General features: G+C 41.5%; 19 protein-coding genes and 2 pseudogenes. 2 read left to right on the forward strand and 19 right to left on the reverse strand.

The window, feature by feature from the left end; translation table 11 throughout:
- Window positions 1–21: 21 nt before the first annotated feature.
- The 18 genes from comGG to argR all read right to left on the reverse strand — a co-directional run bounded on the left by comGG (window position 22) and on the right by argR (window position 17,156).
- Window positions 22–435, reverse strand: coding sequence for a competence type IV pilus minor pilin ComGG (gene comGG, locus B4W83_RS07600; RefSeq protein WP_000265633.1), 414 nt, complete (start codon window positions 433–435; stop codon window positions 22–24).
- Window positions 413–874 carry a competence type IV pilus minor pilin ComGF gene (comGF, locus tag B4W83_RS07605; RefSeq protein ID WP_000250513.1) on the reverse strand — a complete coding sequence of 154 codons (462 nt, stop codon included), beginning with the start codon at window positions 872–874 and terminating at the stop codon, window positions 413–415. The genes comGG and comGF overlap by 23 nt, the downstream gene beginning before the upstream one ends.
- Window positions 837–1,139, reverse strand: coding sequence for a competence type IV pilus minor pilin ComGE (comGE, locus tag B4W83_RS07610; RefSeq protein WP_000413380.1), 303 nt, complete (start codon window positions 1,137–1,139; stop codon window positions 837–839). Before comGE ends, comGF begins: the two co-directional genes overlap by 38 nt.
- The gene (comGD, locus tag B4W83_RS07615; RefSeq protein ID WP_007284894.1) at window positions 1,102–1,536 is read right to left on the reverse strand and encodes a competence type IV pilus minor pilin ComGD; all 435 of its coding nucleotides are present in this window, start codon (window positions 1,534–1,536) and stop codon (window positions 1,102–1,104) included. The genes comGE and comGD overlap by 38 nt, the downstream gene beginning before the upstream one ends.
- Window positions 1,499–1,822, reverse strand: a complete 324-nt coding sequence (gene comGC, locus B4W83_RS07620) for a competence type IV pilus major pilin ComGC (RefSeq protein WP_000738649.1) — start codon at window positions 1,820–1,822, stop codon at window positions 1,499–1,501. The genes comGD and comGC overlap by 38 nt, the downstream gene beginning before the upstream one ends.
- Window position 1,823: 1 nt before the next feature.
- Window positions 1,824–2,840, reverse strand: a complete 1,017-nt coding sequence (gene comGB / locus B4W83_RS07625; protein WP_080564700.1) for a competence type IV pilus assembly protein ComGB — start codon at window positions 2,838–2,840, stop codon at window positions 1,824–1,826.
- Window positions 2,788–3,729 (reverse strand): competence type IV pilus ATPase ComGA, encoded by a 942-nt coding sequence (gene comGA, locus B4W83_RS07630; protein ID WP_000249547.1) that lies wholly within the window; start codon window positions 3,727–3,729, stop codon window positions 2,788–2,790. The genes comGB and comGA overlap by 53 nt, the downstream gene beginning before the upstream one ends.
- Before the next feature lie 75 nt (window positions 3,730–3,804).
- Window positions 3,805–4,170 carry a DUF1033 family protein gene (locus B4W83_RS07635; protein ID WP_000286404.1) on the reverse strand — a complete coding sequence of 122 codons (366 nt, stop codon included), beginning with the start codon at window positions 4,168–4,170 and terminating at the stop codon, window positions 3,805–3,807.
- Between the two features lie 121 nt (window positions 4,171–4,291).
- Window positions 4,292–5,332, reverse strand: a complete 1,041-nt coding sequence (locus B4W83_RS07640; RefSeq protein ID WP_000649462.1) for a zinc-dependent alcohol dehydrogenase family protein — start codon at window positions 5,330–5,332, stop codon at window positions 4,292–4,294.
- Window positions 5,333–5,650: 318 nt separating this feature from the next.
- A complete protein-coding gene (locus B4W83_RS07645) occupies window positions 5,651–5,890 on the reverse strand; it encodes a hypothetical protein (protein WP_000907298.1) in 240 nt (79 codons plus the stop codon).
- Window positions 5,891–6,003: 113 nt separating this feature from the next.
- Complete coding sequence (locus B4W83_RS07650) at window positions 6,004–6,438, reverse strand: cytidine deaminase family protein (protein WP_000355904.1); 435 nt, start codon at window positions 6,436–6,438, stop codon at window positions 6,004–6,006.
- 13 nt (window positions 6,439–6,451) lie between these two features.
- Window positions 6,452–7,912, reverse strand: a complete 1,461-nt coding sequence (gene gltX, locus B4W83_RS07655; protein ID WP_000031080.1) for a glutamate--tRNA ligase — start codon at window positions 7,910–7,912, stop codon at window positions 6,452–6,454.
- 130 nt (window positions 7,913–8,042) lie between these two features.
- Window positions 8,043–9,392, reverse strand: coding sequence for a glucose-6-phosphate isomerase (locus tag B4W83_RS07660; RefSeq protein WP_000018269.1), 1,350 nt, complete (start codon window positions 9,390–9,392; stop codon window positions 8,043–8,045).
- A gap of 170 nt (window positions 9,393–9,562) precedes the next feature.
- Window positions 9,563–10,252 (reverse strand): gamma-glutamyl-gamma-aminobutyrate hydrolase family protein, encoded by a 690-nt coding sequence (locus B4W83_RS07670; protein ID WP_001138353.1) that lies wholly within the window; start codon window positions 10,250–10,252, stop codon window positions 9,563–9,565.
- A gap of 252 nt (window positions 10,253–10,504) precedes the next feature.
- Entirely contained in the window at window positions 10,505–12,271 is a 1,767-nt protein-coding gene (patB, locus tag B4W83_RS07680) for a multidrug efflux ABC transporter subunit PatB (RefSeq protein ID WP_000859875.1), read from the reverse strand.
- Between the two features lies 1 nt (window position 12,272).
- Window positions 12,273–13,979, reverse strand: coding sequence for a multidrug efflux ABC transporter subunit PatA (gene patA / locus B4W83_RS07685; RefSeq protein WP_000908160.1), 1,707 nt, complete (start codon window positions 13,977–13,979; stop codon window positions 12,273–12,275).
- Between the two features lie 145 nt (window positions 13,980–14,124).
- On the reverse strand, window positions 14,125–16,659 hold the full coding sequence (mutS, locus tag B4W83_RS07690) for a DNA mismatch repair protein MutS (protein ID WP_000179944.1): 2,535 nt from the start codon (window positions 16,657–16,659) through the stop codon (window positions 14,125–14,127).
- A 50-nt stretch (window positions 16,660–16,709) separates the two neighbouring features.
- Window positions 16,710–17,156 (reverse strand): arginine repressor, encoded by a 447-nt coding sequence (gene argR / locus B4W83_RS07695; RefSeq protein ID WP_001231477.1) that lies wholly within the window; start codon window positions 17,154–17,156, stop codon window positions 16,710–16,712.
- A 135-nt stretch (window positions 17,157–17,291) separates the two neighbouring features.
- On the opposite strand from argR, the gene argS reads away from it, so the two are divergent.
- A complete protein-coding gene (gene argS / locus B4W83_RS07700; RefSeq protein WP_001092730.1) occupies window positions 17,292–18,983 on the forward strand; it encodes an arginine--tRNA ligase in 1,692 nt (563 codons plus the stop codon).
- A 314-nt stretch (window positions 18,984–19,297) separates the two neighbouring features.
- On the opposite strand, the pseudogene B4W83_RS07705 reads toward argS, so the two are convergent.
- A pseudogene (locus tag B4W83_RS07705) lies at window positions 19,298–19,810 on the reverse strand (transposase family protein); the annotation flags it as partial.
- Here B4W83_RS07705 and B4W83_RS07710 point away from each other — a divergent pair.
- Window positions 19,803–19,943 (forward strand): annotated as a pseudogene (locus B4W83_RS07710) (cupin domain-containing protein); the annotation flags it as partial. The pseudogenes B4W83_RS07705 and B4W83_RS07710 sit on opposite strands and share 8 nt — an antisense overlap.
- Window positions 19,944–19,945: the final 2 nt, after the last annotated feature.

Below are 19,945 nucleotides of genomic sequence, written 5' to 3' on the forward strand. Positions count from 1 at the left end.
AGCACAAAGTAGCTTGATTGGCTAGGAATTCTCTTTCTTTTCAACCTTCTCTTCTGATTTTTTCTTCTCTGCTTGATTACTTGAATCAGTCACTACCTCTTCCTTTTTCTCTGTTTTCTCTTCTTTGATTTTGACTGAAGGAAACAGAAACTCATATTGACTCTTCGGCGTACGAACCCTTGTCACCAAGCTTGTTTTCTTATTTTGATAGCTCACCTGACCCAGATTAAAGGTCTGTTCCCCACTTTCTTGCTCAACCTTATCTTTGGCTCGATTGGCCATGGCAAAAGCGACCAGCTTTTCTTTATTTAAAGCGTAGTCTTGATAGTGGGCGACTTGTCGGTTCAAGTAAAATTGTAACAAAAGACTAAAGATGGCTGCCATGGTGACTGCATAGAGGAGAACACCTGCCTTAACTTTTTTCTTTTTCCACACGATAGATGAACTCCCTTTCTAAGCCTTTTTGGAATTGAAAACGAAAGCGAACCACTTGATTCTCCTCTGTAATCTGCGCAGATTTGAGACCATAAACCATAGGCTGATAGCCTCGACCACTAGAATCTGTTTTACGAAAATCATCTGATCTGGACTTGCCAATGGCTATGTCCTTGCCATCTTGCTTCATATAGAGACGATTGCCCTCCACTTTTTCGAACTGCGAACGGTCTAATTCTGCTTCCAACTGGTCCACAAACAAGAGCCACTCTTTTTGCTCGCTCTGTTGCTGGTAGCGAACTTCTGAAATGAGAAGCTGACTCATGGCTTGAAAGAGGAGTAAGCTTCCACTGATGACAATGAGGGCAATCAGGGATTCTAATAAGGTAAAAGCCTTGACCTTATGGCTCTTTGATAGCCAACAACTGTTCTGAACCATGGTAGACCTCCAATCCCTTTTCACTAGAAAACACCTGAATCTCAACTCCGTTTATGTTTACCTGATTTTGACCTGTCTGCAAGGCCATCTTAGCTACCCTCAAGACTTCTTCCTTTTGCAAGATTTTTGCTTCCTCTTGCCTATTTTTTTGAATTTGTCCCAAAAGGAGGGTCGCAATGCTGGCAAAGATAGCTAGAGCGACTACTGCTTCCAGTAAAATCACTGCCCTAATTTTTTGTTTCCTTAATGCGTTTAATTTTTCCATTTCCTAGATATAATTGATAGCGAATCGCTCCTTTACTGGTCTGAAATTCAACCTTAGCTAAGGACGAATTGCCCCCAGCTCGGTCAAATGTAATACTTTGGCCTGATGGTGCCTGAATTCCTTTAGGAACTGTCAAGTTTTGACTGCCATTGCTAATGGTCTGCCCATCTAAGTTCAGACTAGTCTTTTGTTGACTAGCTACACTGCGTTTTTGGGTTTCCCGATAGAGTTCTTCAAACTCCATAAAGAAAATCTGTTCCTCTACCGCCGCAAAAGTGGACTGGACAGAGCCTGACAAGCCCAAGGCAAGGATACTCACAAGTCCCAAAACCAAGAGACTTTCAAGCATGGTAAAGGCCTTAATCCGCGACCGTTTGAGTCTTATTTTGTTTTGCATGATATTCTTTATAAGCTTTAGCTTGCTCTTCTGTGATGCGATCATCTGCTTGTAATTTGCTTAGAGTAGCCTCTTCATTTTTATTCAAACTATAAAGCTCTGCCTGACTTTCCACCACCTTAACAACAGCAGCTTTTCCTTTGTCGTTGACTGCTTCTTTTTGCTTGGTCAAATTAGGTACAAAAAGCAAGAGAAGTACGCTGATGATGAGCAAGACCACCAACATCTCCACAAGTGTAAAAGCTTTAACCTTAGCTTTTTTCAAGAATGTCATCATTTTTTTCATTTTAAAAATTTACCTCCATATTTTGATACATGGGCATGAGCATTGCCGCATAAAGTAAAACGATAATCAGTGCTACAAAGATAAAAACCAGTGGCTGCACCAAATTCATGGTGCGGTTGACTCGGGTAAAAAAGGCTTCCCAAGTTTTTTCAGCATAGATTTCCAACTCACTCCCCAGCTTAGACTTGACTTCCCCATACTCGATGATGAGACTCAACTCCTTTTTAAAGAAAGGATAGGTTCCTATAGTTTGAGAAAATTCTCGACCATTTTGGAGAGAATGAGCCAAATCTTGACCGATTTCTTTAAAGAACTGGGAACCTTGTTCCTGCATCATTTGAAAAATCTGCGTCAACTCCATTCCCTGTGAAATCATATTCCCCCATTCACGTGCATAATAGGCTGTCAAATAGGTCTGCACAAAGATTCCAATAAAGGGAAGGCGCGCTAAGATAGAAAAGACGCGCATCTTAGAACTTCTTTTATAAAAAGTTAGTGCTAAAAGGACACCTACTGAAACAAAAACTATCATTCCTAGAAAGATTTGTGGCAGATTACCGATAATTTGGGTGGCAATATTGCTACTATCCAGTTGTGGGAGCAGGTAATTCCGTAACCCCAGCATAATTAAGAGAAGAAAACCCAGCAAAATCAAGGGATAGGTCGCTACTTCAATCAATTTTTTCTTGACCTTAGCCAGATTGTCCAGATATTCTTCTATCTTTCCCAAACTCAGGTGGAGATTGCCATGAACTTCAGCTAGGGATAACTGGGTGACAATGGCACTTGAACATCCCAAACTTTCCATCATTTCTGAGAATGATTTCCCCTGAGACAAGCCCACACGCATCTGGGTCACACACTGCCTGTCCAACAAAGCACTCCTATCTAAAAAGGAGATGGTCTCCACCAGATGAAAACCGCTAGAAAAGAGATTGTTAAATAGGGTGATGATATTTTTTTGCTTAGCTGTAGCTAATTTTTTCCGTCTCAGCCTGAAGACTTGTGATATGTCCATCTTTAAGAAGCTGGTCAATTTGCTCATTCCACTTGGCTGCTTGGTGTTCTTGATAATCTCTGCTTGCAAAGTCAACGATTCCTCCTCCCCCGATTAATCTCTGGTAGCAGACTCCTTGCAGAACAACTGCCAATTCTTCTTCACTCACACCCAACTCCAGCAGACGCTCATAAACACCTCGGATACTCTTGGCGTGAATGGTTGAAAAAACTGTTGCACCTGTCAAACTAGCTCTGACCACTGCACGCGCCGTCTCGCTGTCCCGAATTTCTCCGATAATCAAGAGATCTGGTCGATGACGCAAGGAAAGTTTGATTAGATTTTCATAGGTTAGGCCGATTGCTTCGTTCAACTGCAACTGAAGCATGTCGTCCTGCTTGATTTCGACAGGATCTTCGATGGACATAACTTGCTGTCCTTTAAAGAGTGACTTGGACAATTCATGCATCAGGGTCGTCTTACCACTCCCAACCGGGCCAGCAAAAAGATAGAGTCCCCGTTGCCTGTACTGCTTGCCTAATTCTTCAATATCCTGAAACCAAAAATGCAAGTCCTGCTCTTCATCGTGCAACAAGCGAATGACTAAACTCTCATGCCCTCGATAATCGCCTACGGTAGATAAACGTAGGGACGCCATCTTCTGGTCATATTCATAGTCACAGGAACCGAGTTGACTACGTCGCTTTTCTCCCACATTCATACCCGCCACAAACTTAAAGTGACTGATGACGGCCGCAAATTTTTCGAAGTTATAACAGCCAATTTTACAGCGCTCGTCTCCTACCCTCATATGAAGCTCATAGGCATCTAACTTAGGGACAAAATAAATATCTTGCGCTCCTTTTTTCCGGGCCGAACGAATGATTTCTTGTGCAATTTCTTGAACCATACCTACCTCCTCACCTATACTATTCGCAAAGATTTGGAAAAAATAAAAAAGCAACTCCAAAAAGTTACTTTTTCTCTATTTTACTTTCATACGGCAAGAACGGTGCCTTTCCTTACCTGTTTGTTTTTCATAGCCTGGACGTAGTTTTTCATCTGGAATAACCTGCTCATCCTGTAAAAGAGCCAAAGAATGGTATTGTTGTAAATACTCATCACATTCATCACACCAGCGTTGATCTTCCGGGTCCCAAAAAATGGTCATCAAGTCCCTTCTACTTTTATAAAGAGGGGATTCTTGTTCCAATCTAAACCAGCAAGTCTTGTAGTATTTGAGAGCATCATAATACTGGTCAAATTTCTTACTTGCTACAATATCTTCTTCCCAACCTTCTAAGAACCACCAGGGTTCAAAATCTCCGTACATTTCTATAACACGATACATATTCATTCATTCCTTTGTACCATATATTATAACCAATTCCGCTAAACAAGGAAAGAAATATGCTCATTTCTTAATTTCTTGATAAAAAATCCAGCCATCTGATGGATGACTGAATTTCTATTTAAGCTTCTGAAATATCGTTTTCGATAATAACCTTAATGGCATGGTGGTCTGCTGCCTTACTGAAAACTTCATAGGCTTTTTCAATTTCACTGAGTTTGAAATAGTGAGTTACCAATTTTTCTGGTTCAATCTTATGACTTTCAAGTGCTTTCAACAATTGTGGAGTTGTATTTGTAGATACCAAACCAGTTGTTACATTGATGTTGCGAATCCAAAGTTTGTCCAAATCGAATTCAACTGGTTGACCATGTACACCACAGTTGGCAACTGTTCCGTCTACACCGATAATCTTTTGACAGAAATCAAATGTTACAGGAATACCAACAGCTTCGATAGCGACATCCACACCACGACCATCTGTCAAATCATAAATTTCTTTAATGGCTTTTTCAGGATCTGAAGAATTAACCTTATGAGTCGCACCGAATGATAGGGCAGTTTCCAAGCGGTTATCATCTAGGTCTACCATAATCAATTGAGCTGTCAAAAGTGCAGCCAATCCAACTGGTCCTGAACCAATAATAGCTACGCTACAACCAGGTTCCACTTCCCCTTTTAAGACACCAATTTCATATCCAGTAGGCAGAATGTCTGATAGCATAACCAAGGATTCATCTGACAAGTCTTCTGGAGTATGGTAAAGAGTGTTATCTGCATGAGGGACACGTAGATACTCAGCCTGCATACCATCAATCAAGTGACCAAAAATCCAGCCCCCTTCGTCTTCACAGTGGGCATAAATTCCTTTTTTACAGTAGTAGCATTTACCACAGGCACAGACACAAGAAATCAAGACCTTGTCGCCTTTTTTGAAGTTAGAAACTCCTTCTCCAACTTCTTCAACAATCCCAATCCCTTCGTGACCAAGAATGGTACCACTTTGGCAAGCAGGAACATCCCCTTTGATAATATGGAGGTCTGTTCCACAAATAGTGGTTTTTACGATACGCACAATAGCGTCTGTTGGCTTACGAATCACTGGTTTGTCAACGTCAACAAAAGAAGCAAGTCCTGGTTTAACATAAGTATAGGCTTTCATAAAGCACTCCTCCGTTTTTTAAATGTACTATTTATAATATAATTGCAAGCCTTTTCAATTGGCTCTTTAGGTATTTTTGTGATATTTTTAACTTTTTTATTTACCGGTAAAGCAATGTAGATAAAAAAGCAGAAGCTAGCCTCTAACTTCTGCCTTCTCTCTTATGACTCATCTCCAATTTTTCTGATACCTGCAACAAAAATCGAAGATAATAATAATTGGGTAACACTCAACTGATCAAATCCAAAAATGTAATGTGCTAGCAAATGAAATAAGAAAACAAACAAAAACAAAGATAATAAAATCTTACACATAGATTTAAGCCCAGAAATTAATCCGTCCATTATTTGGATATACATCCCTAGCATCAACCCATTGAGCTACCGCATAACCTACATTGTAGAAAATGTTAATATAATCAAATATACGTTCAAGAAGTTCAGCTAACCGATTGCTATAAATGCCTAAACGAATAGCAGCTTTTTTAGCTACCCTACTTAAAGTAGCTTTAGCAACTGCCAATCCTTTTTTCTTTACCAAATTACCAATGCCTGCCACACCACCGGAAATAGCAGTAGCAATTAGATTTTCTACTTTTTTAAACTTTTTTCATTTTTTCAAGTACAGTTTTTCAAATTATAGTAAAAAGAGCCAGAATTATACTGACTCTTCTATTGATTATTAAACTTAGAAGCACGTTCTTCTCCCCACCAATAGGGCATTAGTTCTGCGACTTTAACTGTTTTTCTTGTATCATAGTCCATCATGACTTCTGCATCTTTATTTTCAGCGTTCAACTCCAAGAGAAATTCTCTGCAAGCTCCACAGGGCATTCCTGAACTTCCACCATAAGGTGCTTTATCTCGAAAGGCTAATACTTTTTTAACCTTAGTTTGTCCTGAAAATTGGTACATATTGAAGAGGGCCGCCCGTTCTGCACAGAGATGGAAAACACCACAGGTTCCCTCCATACAGAAACCTGTAAATATTTGTCCATCTTCTGCTTCTACTGCAGCTACAACATGATTGGCATAAACAAAGTCTGATACTTCATGTGGATTGTATAGTTTCTGTGCTTCTTCGTACATCTTTTCCCAGATGTCCATTATTGTCCCCTTCTTACTTAGAGATTTCCTTTAACATATTTTCGATATGCTGGATTGATTTTTCACGTCCAAGCAAGAAAATTGTATCTGGTAATTCTGGTCCATGCATTTCACCTGAAACTGCGATACGAATAGGCATGAAAAGATTTTTCCCTTTAATACCTGTTTCCTTTTGGACTGCTTTAATTTGTGGAAAGATATTCTCTGTCACGAATTCATCATCTGTCATCACTTCGAGTTTTGCTTTGAAGGCTTCAAGAACTGTTGGGACTGTTTCACCTGCCATGACTTCTTTCTCAGCCTCAGTTAATTCTGGGAAGTCTGAGAAGAAGAGGTCTGTCAATGGGATAATCTCATCTACTGATTTCATTTGTGGTTTATAGAGCTCAACTAATTTTTCAGCCTTGTCAGTCAATCGACCTGCTTCTTCTAGGAATGGTTTTGCCATTTCAAAGATAGTTTCTAGGTCTGCATTCTTGATATAATCATTGCTCATCCAGTCTAGTTTTTTCTGGTCAAAGGCTGCTGGAGACTTGCTGAGGCGGTTTTCATCGAAAAGTTTAATCAATTCTTCACGAGAGAAAATCTCATCTTCGCCACCTGGGTTCCAACCAAGAAGAGCAATAAAGTTAAAAACTGCTTCTGGAAGGTAGCCTTTCTTTCGGTAATCTTCGATAAATTGAAGTGTATTAGTATCACGTTTAGATAACTTCTTACCAGTCTCAGAGTTGATGATTAAGGTCATGTGACCGAACTCTGGAGCTTCCCAACCAAGTGCTTCATAAACCATGAGCTGTTTTGGTGTATTAGCAATGTGGTCGTCTCCACGGATTACGTGAGAAATTTGCATATCATGGTCATCGATGACAACGGCAAAGTTGTATGTTGGGTAACCGTCTTTCTTTTGGATAACCCAGTCACCACCGATATTGCCACCTTCAAATTCAATATCACCTTTGACCATATCATGCCACTTGTAGATACCTGACTCATTGACAGCCAAACGAACCGTTGGGATGCTCCCTACTGCTTCACGTTCTGCTATGTAAGCTGCTTTTTCTTCTTCACTCATACCAAGGTATTCGTTGATATAGCGAGGTGTTTCACCTGCTGCTTCTTGGCGTTCGCGTTCAGCTGCCAACTCTTCTTCTGTGACGTAAGATTTGTAGGCTTTTCCTTCAGCTAACAGTTGGTCGATGTATTTTTGATACAAGTCCAAACGCTCAGACTGGCGATAATTCTCATGTGATTCTGGACTTTCATCCCAATCCATGCCTAACCAGCGAAGGTTTTCAAGTTGTGAACGTTCACCATCCTCGACATGGCGTTTACGGTCAGTATCTTCGATACGAATGAGAAATGTTCCACCATGATGGCGCGCATACAAGTAATTAAACAATGCTGTACGGGCATTCCCGATGTGTAGTAGTCCTGTTGGACTTGGTGCGTAACGTACGCGGATATCTTTTGACATAGTTTCTCCTATAAAGTCTCTAGGCGTCTGCCTTTTTGCTCTCTATATTATATCACAAGTCTTGGCTGAGTCCAATTTCTATGGATAAAGAGAGTAAAAAGAGTGGACAAACCACTCTTTTCTTCTATTATTATAGACGTGCGTTAAGTTCTTTGCTCAATTCTTCAAACCCTGGTTTTCCAAGAAGGGCGAACATGTTACGTTTGTAGGCTTCAACACCTGGTTGGTCAAATGGGTTGATAGCATTCAAGTAACCTGAAAGAGCGATAGCCAATTCGAAGAAGTAGATTGTATAACCAAGAGTGAAAGCGTCTTGCTCTGGAAGAGTCACGTACATGTTTGGTACATCACCGTCTGTGTGTGCAAGAAGAACACCGTCAGTTGCTTTTTTGTTTACAAAGTCAACGTCCTTTCCTTGAAGGTAACCAAGTCCGTCAAGGTCTTCTTCCAAAGTAGGAATAATCACATTTTTACGAGGTTTGTCAACACGAACAACTGTTTCAAACATGATACGAGTTCCTTCTTGGATAAATTGACCAAGTGAGTGCAAGTCAGTTGAGAAGTTGGCTGAAGTTGGGTAGATACCTTTTTGATCTTTTCCTTCTGATTCACCAGCCAATTGTTTCCACCACTCTGAGAAGTATTGAAGTGATGGCTCGTAGTTTACCAAGATCTCAGTTGCATAGCCTTTACGGTAAAGAATGTTACGAACTGCTGCGTATTGGTAAGCTTCGTTTTCAGAGATTTTATCTGAAGTGTAGTCTTTGCGAGCTGCATTCGCACCTTCCATAAGGGCTTTGATGTCAGCTCCTGATGCTGCGATTGGAAGCAAACCAACAGCTGTCAATACTGAGAAGCGTCCACCGATATCATCTGGAACAACAAATGTTTCCCAACCGTTAGCGTCTGCTTCAACCTTAACAGCACCTTTTTGGCGGTCAGTTGTTGCATAGATACGTTTGTTGGCTTCTTCTTGACCGTATTTCTTAACCAAAAGTTCTTTGAAGACACGGAAAGCAATCGCTGGTTCAGTTGTTGTACCTGATTTAGAAATCACGTTTACTGAGAAATCTTTATCAGCTACGTACTCTACCAAGTCAGCAAGGTAAGTAGATGAGATTGAGTTTCCTGCGTAAAGGATTTGTGGAGCCTTGCGTTCTTCTTTTGTTTGCAAGTTTGCAAAGTGGTGGTTCAAGAAGTCGATTGCTGCTTTGGCACCAAGGTAAGATCCACCGATACCGATCACAACTAAAACATCGCTGTCTGATTTGATTTGCTCAGCAGCTTTCAAGATACGGTCAAATTCTTCGCGGTCGTAGTTTTCAGGAAGGTCCAACCATCCCAAAAAGTCGCTACCAGCACCAGTTCCTTTACGAATCAATTCATCTGCTGCTGTTACTTGTGATTGCATGTATTCCACTTCATGTGGTGCAACAAATTTGTCTAAAACTTTTGAATAATCAAATTTAATATGTGACATGTTATTCCTCCAATATTTCTTCTTTTCTATCATAACGCTTACCTTCGTTTTTTTCAAGCTTTTTTGTCGAATTTCTCCAATTTTTATCAGAATTCAAACGTTTGCGTAAAAATGTCACATTCCAAAAATTTTGAAAAAATAAAAGAAAGAACGACTAGATGTTCCAGTCGTTACAGTTCATTCAATAAATACTCAAATAATTCTAAATTACCATCTTCTTCATTAACCAGAAACTCTGGATGCCACTGCAAACCGATAATGCGGTGTTCGTCGATAGATTCAATCGCTTCAATGGTTTGATCTCTCGGATCAATAGCAGTTACACGGAAATTAGATGCCAATTCTTTGATACTCTGACGATGGACGGAATTGACCTGACTTTCTTTTCCAAATAGCTTGGCAACCACGCTTCCTTCCACTGTCTCAATAGAGTGAGATGTTCCGAAAGGTAGTCCTTGCCAGTGATCTTCGATTTCTTGATTGAGGGTTCCACCAAAGGCAACATTGACAAGTTGAACACCGCGACAGATTGCCATAATTGGTTTATTCTGACGGAGTGCTTCTTTCAAGAGTGCCAATTCAAATTCATCACGGACCAGATTATAATCATCGCTCTCGATGGTCTTTTTCTCTCCATAAAACTGAGGATGAACATTTTGGCCTCCTGTCAAAATCAATTTGTCAATCATTTCTACATAATCGCGTACAACTGACTCATCACCAACAGGAATGACTAGAGGGAGACCACCGACTTGACGAATGCTCTCTGCGAATCTACAAGATACAGATGAATGAATGTTTTTGCCTTCTATGTCTACGGGACATAGATTTGCAGCAACTCCTACAACGGTTCTAGGCATGATGTCTCTCCTTTCGAATATTAATACTCTTCGAAAATCTCTTCAAACCACGTCAGCATCGCCTTACCGTATATATGTTACTGACTTCGTCAGTNNCGGCTAGCTTCCTAGTTTACTCTTTGATTTTCATTGAGTATAACGATAGTCCTATCATATCACTCAAAGCATCTTTCGTCTAATATGTTTTTTTTAAGACTGTGATAAAAATTTTTTATGGACAAGAAAAAGCTGCCCCATAGGACAACTTCTTTCTTATTCAAAAACAAATTGATTGTGATAGAGTTCTGAGTAGAAGCCACCTAGTTTCAAGAGTTCATGGTGGTTACCACGTTCAATGACCTCTCCATCTTTAAGGACAATAATCTGATCAGCATTGAGAATAGTTTTCAAGCGGTGGGCAATAACGAAACTGGTTTTGCCTGCTACAACTGCCTCCATGGCATGCTGAATCTTGCTTTCTGTCACCGTATCTACGTTTGAAGTGCCTTCATCGAGAATGAGAACTTCTGGATCTGTCATCAGGGTTCGAGCAATGGAAATCAATTGCTTCTGCCCTGTCGAGAAGATACTCTGCTCATCATCAATAAGAGTATCGTACTTATCAGGCAAACTTTCGATATAGTCGTGAATGTGGCTTGCTTTGGCTGCTGACTCAACCATTTCCTGACTGGCATCTGGCACACCGAAACGGATATTGTCTCGAATGGTTCCGCTAAAAAGAACGGAATCTTGCAAGACAATTCCCACTTTACTTCTAAGACTATCTAAATCATAGTCACGGATGTCTTTGCCGTCAAAATAAATACCACCAGCATCAACATCATAAAAGCGATTGATGAGGTTCATAATAGTCGTTTTCCCTGACCCAGTTGGGCCAACAACTGCTGTCATCTGGCCTTTAGGGGCAGAAATGCTGACATCTTTCAAAATAGGTTTATCAGGCAAGTATGAAAAATCAATATGGCTGATTTCAACACCTTCTTGCAACTTAGTGAAAATTGGAGCCTTTTCAGGTCGGATTTCTTCCTCTGCGTCAAACATTTCCTGAATCCGTTCAGCACCTGTAAAGGCTAACTGAAGGCTTCCCCAACTAGCTGCAACTTGGATAATAGGCTGGTAGTACTGCTGTGAAAATTGGGCAAACATCACAATCAAACCTAGGGCTGTACTTGTTTCAATAGACTTATCATTCAAAAGTACAGCTGAACCAGCAAAGATGACGATGGCTGTATTAACCAGGCTCATCCCATTCATGACAGGGAACAGAATTCCTGAGAACATTCTTCCTTTAAAGGTCGCCTTGCGCACGCGCTCATTTTGTTCAAGAAATCCTGCCATCATATCCTCTTGAATTCCTTGCACAATCACGGCTTTTTGGCCTGAGATACTCTCATCCATATAAGCGTTGAGTTTCCCTACCTCTTTCTGCTGGAGGTTGGTGTATTTGCGGGCCATTTTCACGATGAAAATCAGCATGAGGAAGGCAACTGGTGTGCTGGCAATGGTGATGAGGGCCAGCGTCACATTTCTCGAAAACATGACAAGAATCAGACCGATATATAAAACAATATTGCTCATGACCTGAATCAAGCTTTCGTTAAAGGCTTGGAGGATATTATCCAAATCACTGGTAAAACGAGATAAGATATCGCCATCTTGTCGGCGGTCAAAGAAAGAAACGGTCAAACGAGCCAATTTGCCAAAAAGACCTTTACGCATCTCGTTGGTCGACTCTGCAATCACGCGCGTCATGAGACACATGTATATGACACTGGAGATAAAGAGAAGCAAAACCAGCAGGCCTAGATTGACCATGATTCCTGATAGACTTTGCCAAACAAGTTCTGGACTGCCATCTTGATAAGCTTGAACTAAATTGGCTAGTTGCGTCACTGCTTGTCCAGAAAAGACCGGAAAGAGGGCTTGGGCAAGAGTCGCCAGAACAATCATCAGGATGACAACTACAAATGATAGCTTATAGGCTTTAAAATAATTCCAAAAAAATTGAACTGTCTTCATTTTACTCCTCCTTTCCTTTCTGTGTTTCGTAGATTTCACGGTAAACGGCATTGTTGGCAACCAAGTCTGCATGCGTACCTTGACCAATCAATCGTCCTTGATCTAGAACCAAGATTTTATCTGCATGAACAACCGAGCTAATCTTTTGAGCGATGATAATGGTTGTTGTTCCCTTCAAGTCCTTATTCAAGGCTTCTTGCACCAGGCGCTCTGACTTGGCATCTAAGGCCGAGGTCGAATCGTCAAAAATCAGAATACGTGGATTGCTAACAATCCCACGCGCAATCGACATCCTTTGTTTTTGCCCACCAGAGAAATTGGTTCCCCGTTCCTCAACTGGACTTTCAAAGGTTTTCTCCATACGATGAATGAATTCACTAGCCTGGGCAATATTAGCTGCGCGTTCCATTTCAAATAGAGTAGCATCTCCCTTACCCTGTCTCAAGTTATCTGCAATCGTTCCACTGAAAAGAATAGCACGTTGAAGAACGATAGAAACTGTTTTACGCAGGGTTCCTTCACTCACTTCTCGAATATCCTTGCCTCCAATTTTGATGGCCCCTTCCTGCGGGTCAAAGAGACGTGGAATCAATTGAGCCAAGGTTGATTTTCCTGCACCAGTCGCTCCAACGACACCAACCATTTGACCAGGCTCAATAGTAAAGCTCACATCTTTCAGCATCGGTTCCTTGTCCATTGGATAGGTAAAGGTCACATTTTCAAAGCTAAGACTTCCGACCAACTCTTCATCTGGGACATCCTTGAAAGTCATGGCTGGCTCTGCATCAAGAATTTCTCGAATACGACGCAGAGAAATCATGGCACGACTGACAGAATTTCCTAAAAATCCAACCATAACAATGGTAAAGATAATCTGGCTCAGGTAATTGACAAAGGAAGCAATGGAGCCAACAACTGACGGATCCGACTGAACCATCCCTGCAACTAGCCAAATAGAGAGGAAAACCGCCCCATAACCGACCAACATCATAAAGGGTTCCACTACTGAAAAGGCATACCCAATGTAAAGATTTTGACCGAGTAGCTCGTCTGAAACCTCCGTAAACTTAGCAAACTGCTCTTTTTCTTGGACAAAGGACTTGACCACACGAACGCCACGCAAATTTTCCTTGGCAATGGCATTGATGCGTTCAAGAAGGGTTTGAAACTTGGCAAAACGAGGCCCCATCATCCCCATCATGACAGCAGTCAAACCAAAAATCAAGACTACCATGAGAACAATCACCCACCACAGAGAAGAAAGGGTTTGAACCGCCAGGATAAACGAACCGATGAACAAGAGGGGAAGTCTGAAAAGAATTTGGAAGGTCATCATGACCACGTTCTGAATCTGGTTGATGTCATTTGTCATGCGAACGACTAGATTTCCCGCATTAAATTGTTCAATATTAGCATAAGAAAAGGTTTGGATTTTACGGAAGGCATCCTCCCGAAGGTCAGATGAAACTCCTTGGGCAATATAGGCTGCGAGGACAACATTGAGTCCACCAGCAACTAGACCGACTACGGCCACACCAATCAACCAAGCCCCGATACTATAAATAGCTTCATATTTTCCAGCAAGGAGGGCGTCTAAGACTTCCTGCAGATAACGCGGTTGCAGAAGTGAACTAGCAACCATCAAGCCTGTCATCAGAAGCGAAGTCAAGGCCTGCCACTTGTAGGTTTTTATTTTCTGAATCAGCATACTTTCTCCTTAAAAAATAGACAAAAGGGAGCGACAATGCGTCAGCTCCTTCTCATTCTGTTTGTGTGATGTTATTCTAGCAAAAAAGTGGGGGATTGTCAAAGAAGTCTCCTTGATACAGCTAGAATGACTAGTAATTTTCTCTTTATAGTTTCTGTTTTAACTCGACCAAGACATTCATAGCCTGCATAGGTGTCATATTGTAAACATCCAGTTTAGCTAATTCTGCTAGGATAGGATGTTCTTCAGTCGTATCAAAGAGTGAAATTTGTTCTGAGACAGTACTTGTTTGTTTCATAGGAGCAGGACTTTCTTGCCCCTGACTCTCCAGTTGCGTTAAAATCTTATCCGCTCTCGCTAAAAGATCAGCCGGTAAACCAGCAATCTTGGCAACATGGATACCATAGGATTTATCAGCTGGCCCTGGTTCAATCTTGTGAAGGAAGGTGACCTGCCCATCCTGCTCCAAGGTTGCCACGTGGACATTGACCAAGTGTTGTAAACTAGACTCCAGACTAGTCAACTCATGGTAGTGGGTCGCAAAGAGGGTCTTGGCTCCGATATGTTCATGGATGTATTCGATGATGGACTGGGCAAGAGCCATCCCGTCATAAGTTGCAGTTCCACGACCTAACTCATCAAAAAGAATCAAGGAATTCTTTGTTGCATGCGAAATGGCATTGTTGGCCTCCATCATCTCCACCATGAAGGTTGATTGGCCTGAAACCAAATCATCGGCTGCTCCGATACGGGTAAAGATAGCATCAAAAATAGGTAAATGGGCACTTTCTGCTGGCACATAAGAGCCCAACTGGGCCATTATCGCCGTCATGGCTAACTGACGCATGTAGGTTGACTTCCCGCTCATGTTGGGCCCTGTAATCAGTTGAATACTGGTATCTTCTGCCATCTGAATCGTATTGGGAATATAGGTCTGAGCCCCCATAACCTTTTCAACGACAGCATGGCGTCCTTTCTGGATATCAATTCGCGAATCATCTCCGAATTCAGGTCGAATCAAATGCTGGGTTTCAGCTACAACCGCCAGACTTTGCAGGACATCAACTGTCGCAATTCCTTGGGCTAGAGCTTGTAAACGTTGGATGTACTTGCTGACCTCTTCACGAATACGCATAAAAATTTCGTACTCTAGATTAGCTGACTTCTCACGCGCCTCCAGCATATCGCCCTCGATACGGGCTAATTCTTCGGTTCCAAAGCGTTCTGAGTTTTTCAGCGTTGCCTTGCGGAAAAAGTGAACAGGAACATTTCCCAGTTGAGAATTGGTCACATGGAAATAGTAGCCATCTTTTTTATTGTAGTCAATCTTAAGCGTGCTGATACCAGAGTTTTCTCGCTCCTTAGCCTCAATCTCAGCAATCCAGCTAGTCCCTTCTCTGAGCACACGACGGTACTTGTCTAAAGTCTCATCAAAGCCAGTCCGGATAATTCCACCATCTGTAATCACATGAGGAGCTTCAGGAGCAATCGCTGCGCTAATCAAGCTCTCCAACTCAGGGATTGCATCCAGTTGTGCGATGAGATAAGCTAGAACAGGTTGCTCCATCCCTTCTAAAATCGCACGAATCCGTGGCACACTAGACAAGGTGGTCGCCAACTGCAAGAGATCCTTTGGGTTGGTCTTGCCAAAAGAAACCCGACTAGCCAAACGTTCGATGTCATAAACACCCTTGAGACTGTCTGTCAAATCACTACGCTCAAAGAAATGGCCGAGAAAGACCTGCACTACTTCTTGACGTTGGACGATTCGTTCCTTATCAATCAAAGGACGATGAATCCAAGAACGCAAGAGACGCATGCCCATAGCCGTCTTGGTTTCATCCAAAAGCCAGAAAAGACTGCCTTGCTTCTTGCCTGAACGGGCATTCTCAACCAAATCCAGACTAGCCTTGGTCGCATAATCCATCTGCAAGAAATCTTTAATTTCATAACGGATAACAGGCTTGAGGTGGTTCAATTCCCTCATCTGAGTCCGATGAACATACTGTAGCAGCTTACTGGATGCCGCTTGCTCCACCGTTGCCAATCGCGAATCCAGTAAATGAAGGTCTTCAAAGTTTTCTTTTTCATAAGAGAGCACCAGATTCATCTGGCGGCTGAGGATTTGTTCTTCTTCCTCAGACAAGTCATAACCCAGCACCACTTCTCGCGCCTTGAGATTACGGATTTCCCCACAAACCAGCGTAAAATCCAAAAGACCTGTCACATAAAAATCACCCGTCACCAGGTCCATATAAGCTAGGCCAAATTGATTGCCTTCGCGGTCTATAGCAACCAAAAAATTATTCTGACTGTCTGGCTTACTACTATCGACCACTGTCCCTGGCGTAATGACCTGAACAACCTCTCGTTTCACAACCCCAACTGCTTGTTTAGGATCTTCCATCTGCTCTGCGATAGCCACCTTATAACCCTGCTCAATCAAGACATCAATATACTGTTGGGCAGAATGATAGGGAACACCCGCCATAGGGATCGGATTGTCGGCATTCTTGTTACGACTCGTTAAGGAAATTTCCAGAATCTGCGCAGCATTGACCGCATCCTCATAAAATAATTCATAAAAATCACCCATACGAAAGAGCAAAAACGCATCTGGATATTGCTTTTTAATCTCCACATACTGTTGCATGCCAGGTGATAGCTTTTCTGTCGCCATTGTCCGTCTCTCCTTGTCAAAAATAAGTCTTGAGAGCAACTCCCAAGACCTTACTTATCTTTCATCAAATCTAGCAAACGATCTTCCATGAGTTTGGCAACGTGCTGGTCTCGACAAATAACCAATAAGGTATTGGCACCAGCAACTGTTCCTAAAATCCATTCATTCTTGTTTGCATCTACAATATTTGCCAAAACAGAGGCTTCTCCTAATTTGGTATGAAGTACCAAGGTAAACTCTGCTCTTGCAACACCTTCTAAATGATGAGACAAGAATTCCACCAAATCAATCTTTTCTGTCTCATTTGCTAGCACATAATACACCATATCATTTTTCTTGACCTTGGTCAAGCCGATTTCGCGCAAATCACGAGACAGGGTTGTCTGCGTCACAAAAACATTGTGCGCCTCCAACCGATCTTGAATTTCTTTTTGTGTACTTAATTTCTCCTCAGTAATCATTTTTTTTATTAACTGATGACGATCTCTTTTTCTCATAAAATCCTCTTATGTGAATATTTATAACTATTTTTATAACTATATTATACCAAAAAAATAGGAGATTTCAAAAATTTTTTCTTCTTTCTTTAAAATTGTGATAAAATAGTAGAAAAGTCCAAAAAGGAGCTCTTAATGAATACAAAAGAATTGATTGCTAGCGAATTGGCTAGCGTCATTGATAGCCTGGACCAAGAGGCTATTTTAAATTTACTGGAAACCCCTAAAAACTCAGAAATGGGAGACATTGCTTTCCCTGCTTTTTCTCTTGCAAAAGTCGAACGTAAAGCACCTCAAATGATCGCGGCTGAACTGGCTGAAAAAATTAACAGCCAATCCTTTGAAAAGGTTGTTGCAACAGGACCTTACGTCAACTTTTTCCTTGATAAATCTGCCATTTCTGCTCAAGTATTGCAAGCTGTTATCACTGAAAAAGAACACTATGCTGATCAAACTATTGGCAAACAAGAAAATGTTGTTATCGATATGTCTAGTCCCAATATCGCTAAGCCATTCTCTATTGGCCACCTACGCTCAACTGTTATCGGAGATAGCTTGTCACATATTTTCCAAAAAATCGGTTATCAAACAGTCAAGGTCAACCACTTGGGAGACTGGGGTAAACAGTTTGGGATGTTGATTGTTGCCTACAAAAAATGGGGCGACGAAGAAGCTGTAAAAGCTCATCCAATCGATGAACTTCTTAAACTCTATGTCCGCATCAATGCTGAAGCTGAAAATGACCCTAGCTTGGATGAAGAAGCACGCGAATGGTTCCGTAAACTGGAAAATGGTGACGAGGAAGCTCTCGCTCTTTGGCAATGGTTCCGTGATGAAAGTTTAGTGGAATTTAACCGCCTTTACAATGAATTGAAGGTTGATTTTGACAGCTATAACGGGGAAGCCTTCTACAACGATAAGATGGATGCAGTTGTAGACATTCTTTCTGAAAAAGGCCTTCTTGTTGAGTCAGAAGGGGCCCAAGTTGTGAATCTTGAGAAGTATGGAATTGAACATCCAGCCCTTATCAAGAAATCGGATGGTGCAACTCTCTATATCACACGTGACTTGGCTGCAGCCCTTTACCGTAAAAACGAATATCAATTTGCTAAATCTATCTACGTCGTTGGTCAAGAGCAATCTGCCCACTTTAAACAGCTCAAGGCTGTCTTGCAAGAGATGGGCTACGACTGGAGTGAAGACATTACTCATGTTCCTTTTGGTTTAGTTACCAAAGAAGGGAAAAAACTCTCTACTCGTAAAGGGAATGTCATCTTGCTAGAGCCTACTGTTGCAGAGGCTGTTAGTCGTGCCAAGGCCCAAATCGAGGCTAAAAATCCTGAACTAGAAAACAAAGACCAGGTAGCGCATGCTGTTGGGGTTGGAGCCATTAAATTCTATGACCTCAAGACTGACCGTACAAACGGATATGACTTCGACTTAGAGGCCATGGTATCCTTCGAGGGTGAAACTGGACCTTATGTTCAATACGCCTACGCTCGTATCCAATCGATCTTACGCAAAGCGGATTTCAAACCAGAAACAGCTGGCAACTATAGCTTGAATGATGCTGAAAGCTGGGAAATCATTAAACTCATTCAAGACTTCCCACGTATTATCAACCGTGCGGCAGATAACTTTGAACCTTCTATCATTGCTAAATTTGCAATTAACCTAGCTCAATCCTTTAACAAATACTATGCACATACGCGTATCTTGGATGAAAACCCAGAACGCGACAGCCGTCTAGCCCTCAGCTACGCAACTGCAGTCGTTCTCAAAGAAGCCCTTCGCTTGCTTGGAGTAGAAGCGCCAGAGAAGATGTAAATCGCCAAAGTTACTTGATTGCAAAGCAATCTAAGTAACTAACGCCAAATCCTATTCGGACTTTGGCTAGGCGCTTCACTAGTTTTAGGACATAAATATGATCGATTTATGTCCTAAAACGTCGTAATCTTAAAGTTATTGGAACTAAAGTTCCTAATTGTTAGACGCTAGCCGCTTATATGCGAACTAGCTAATTGCTTCACTAGTCATGACCCCTAAATATAATCGATTTAGAGTCCATGACGTCGTAACCAGAGACACTTGCCTAAACGCTTCACTAATTCACCTAACCAAATAATAGACTTCCTGCAAAACTAGAATCCTAGTTCATGATTGATAATACCAACAATCAAATTAATTCGTAATCCGAAGCGTTTACGATGATTTCGATAGGTTGTTGAAAACATTTTAAACGTTTTTACTTTGGCAAAGATGTTCTCTACCTTGCTTCTCTCCTTAGATAGCGCATGGTTACAGGCTTTCTCTTCAGCTGTTAGTGGCTTGAGTTTGCTGGATTTACGTGGAGTTTGTGCTTGAGGATATAGCTTCATGAGCCCTTGATAAGCACTGTCAGCCAAGATTTTACCAGCTTGTCCGATATTTCTGCGACTCATTTTGAACAACTTCATATCATGATAATAGTTCACAGCGATATCCAAAGAAACAATTCTCCCTTGACTTGTGACAATCGCTTGAGCCTTCATAGCGTGGCATTTCTTTTTACCAGAATCATTCGCTAATTGTTTTTTAGGGCGATGGATTTTTACTTCCGTCGCATCAATCATTACCGTGTCCTCAGAACTGAGAGGAGTTCTTGAAGTTGATAAGGATTATGCTCTGGTTTCTTGTCTTGTTGCTCCTGGTTTTGAATTTGAGGATTTTGAATTATTTGAAAGGGTAGATCTACTGGCGACCTATCTAGAGCACAAGGAGATGATTGAGCGTTTGACCAGATCCTAGTC

This window comes from Streptococcus pseudopneumoniae ATCC BAA-960 = CCUG 49455, assembly GCF_002087075.1.
GTDB classification, from domain to species: Bacteria; Bacillota; Bacilli; order Lactobacillales; family Streptococcaceae; genus Streptococcus; species Streptococcus pseudopneumoniae.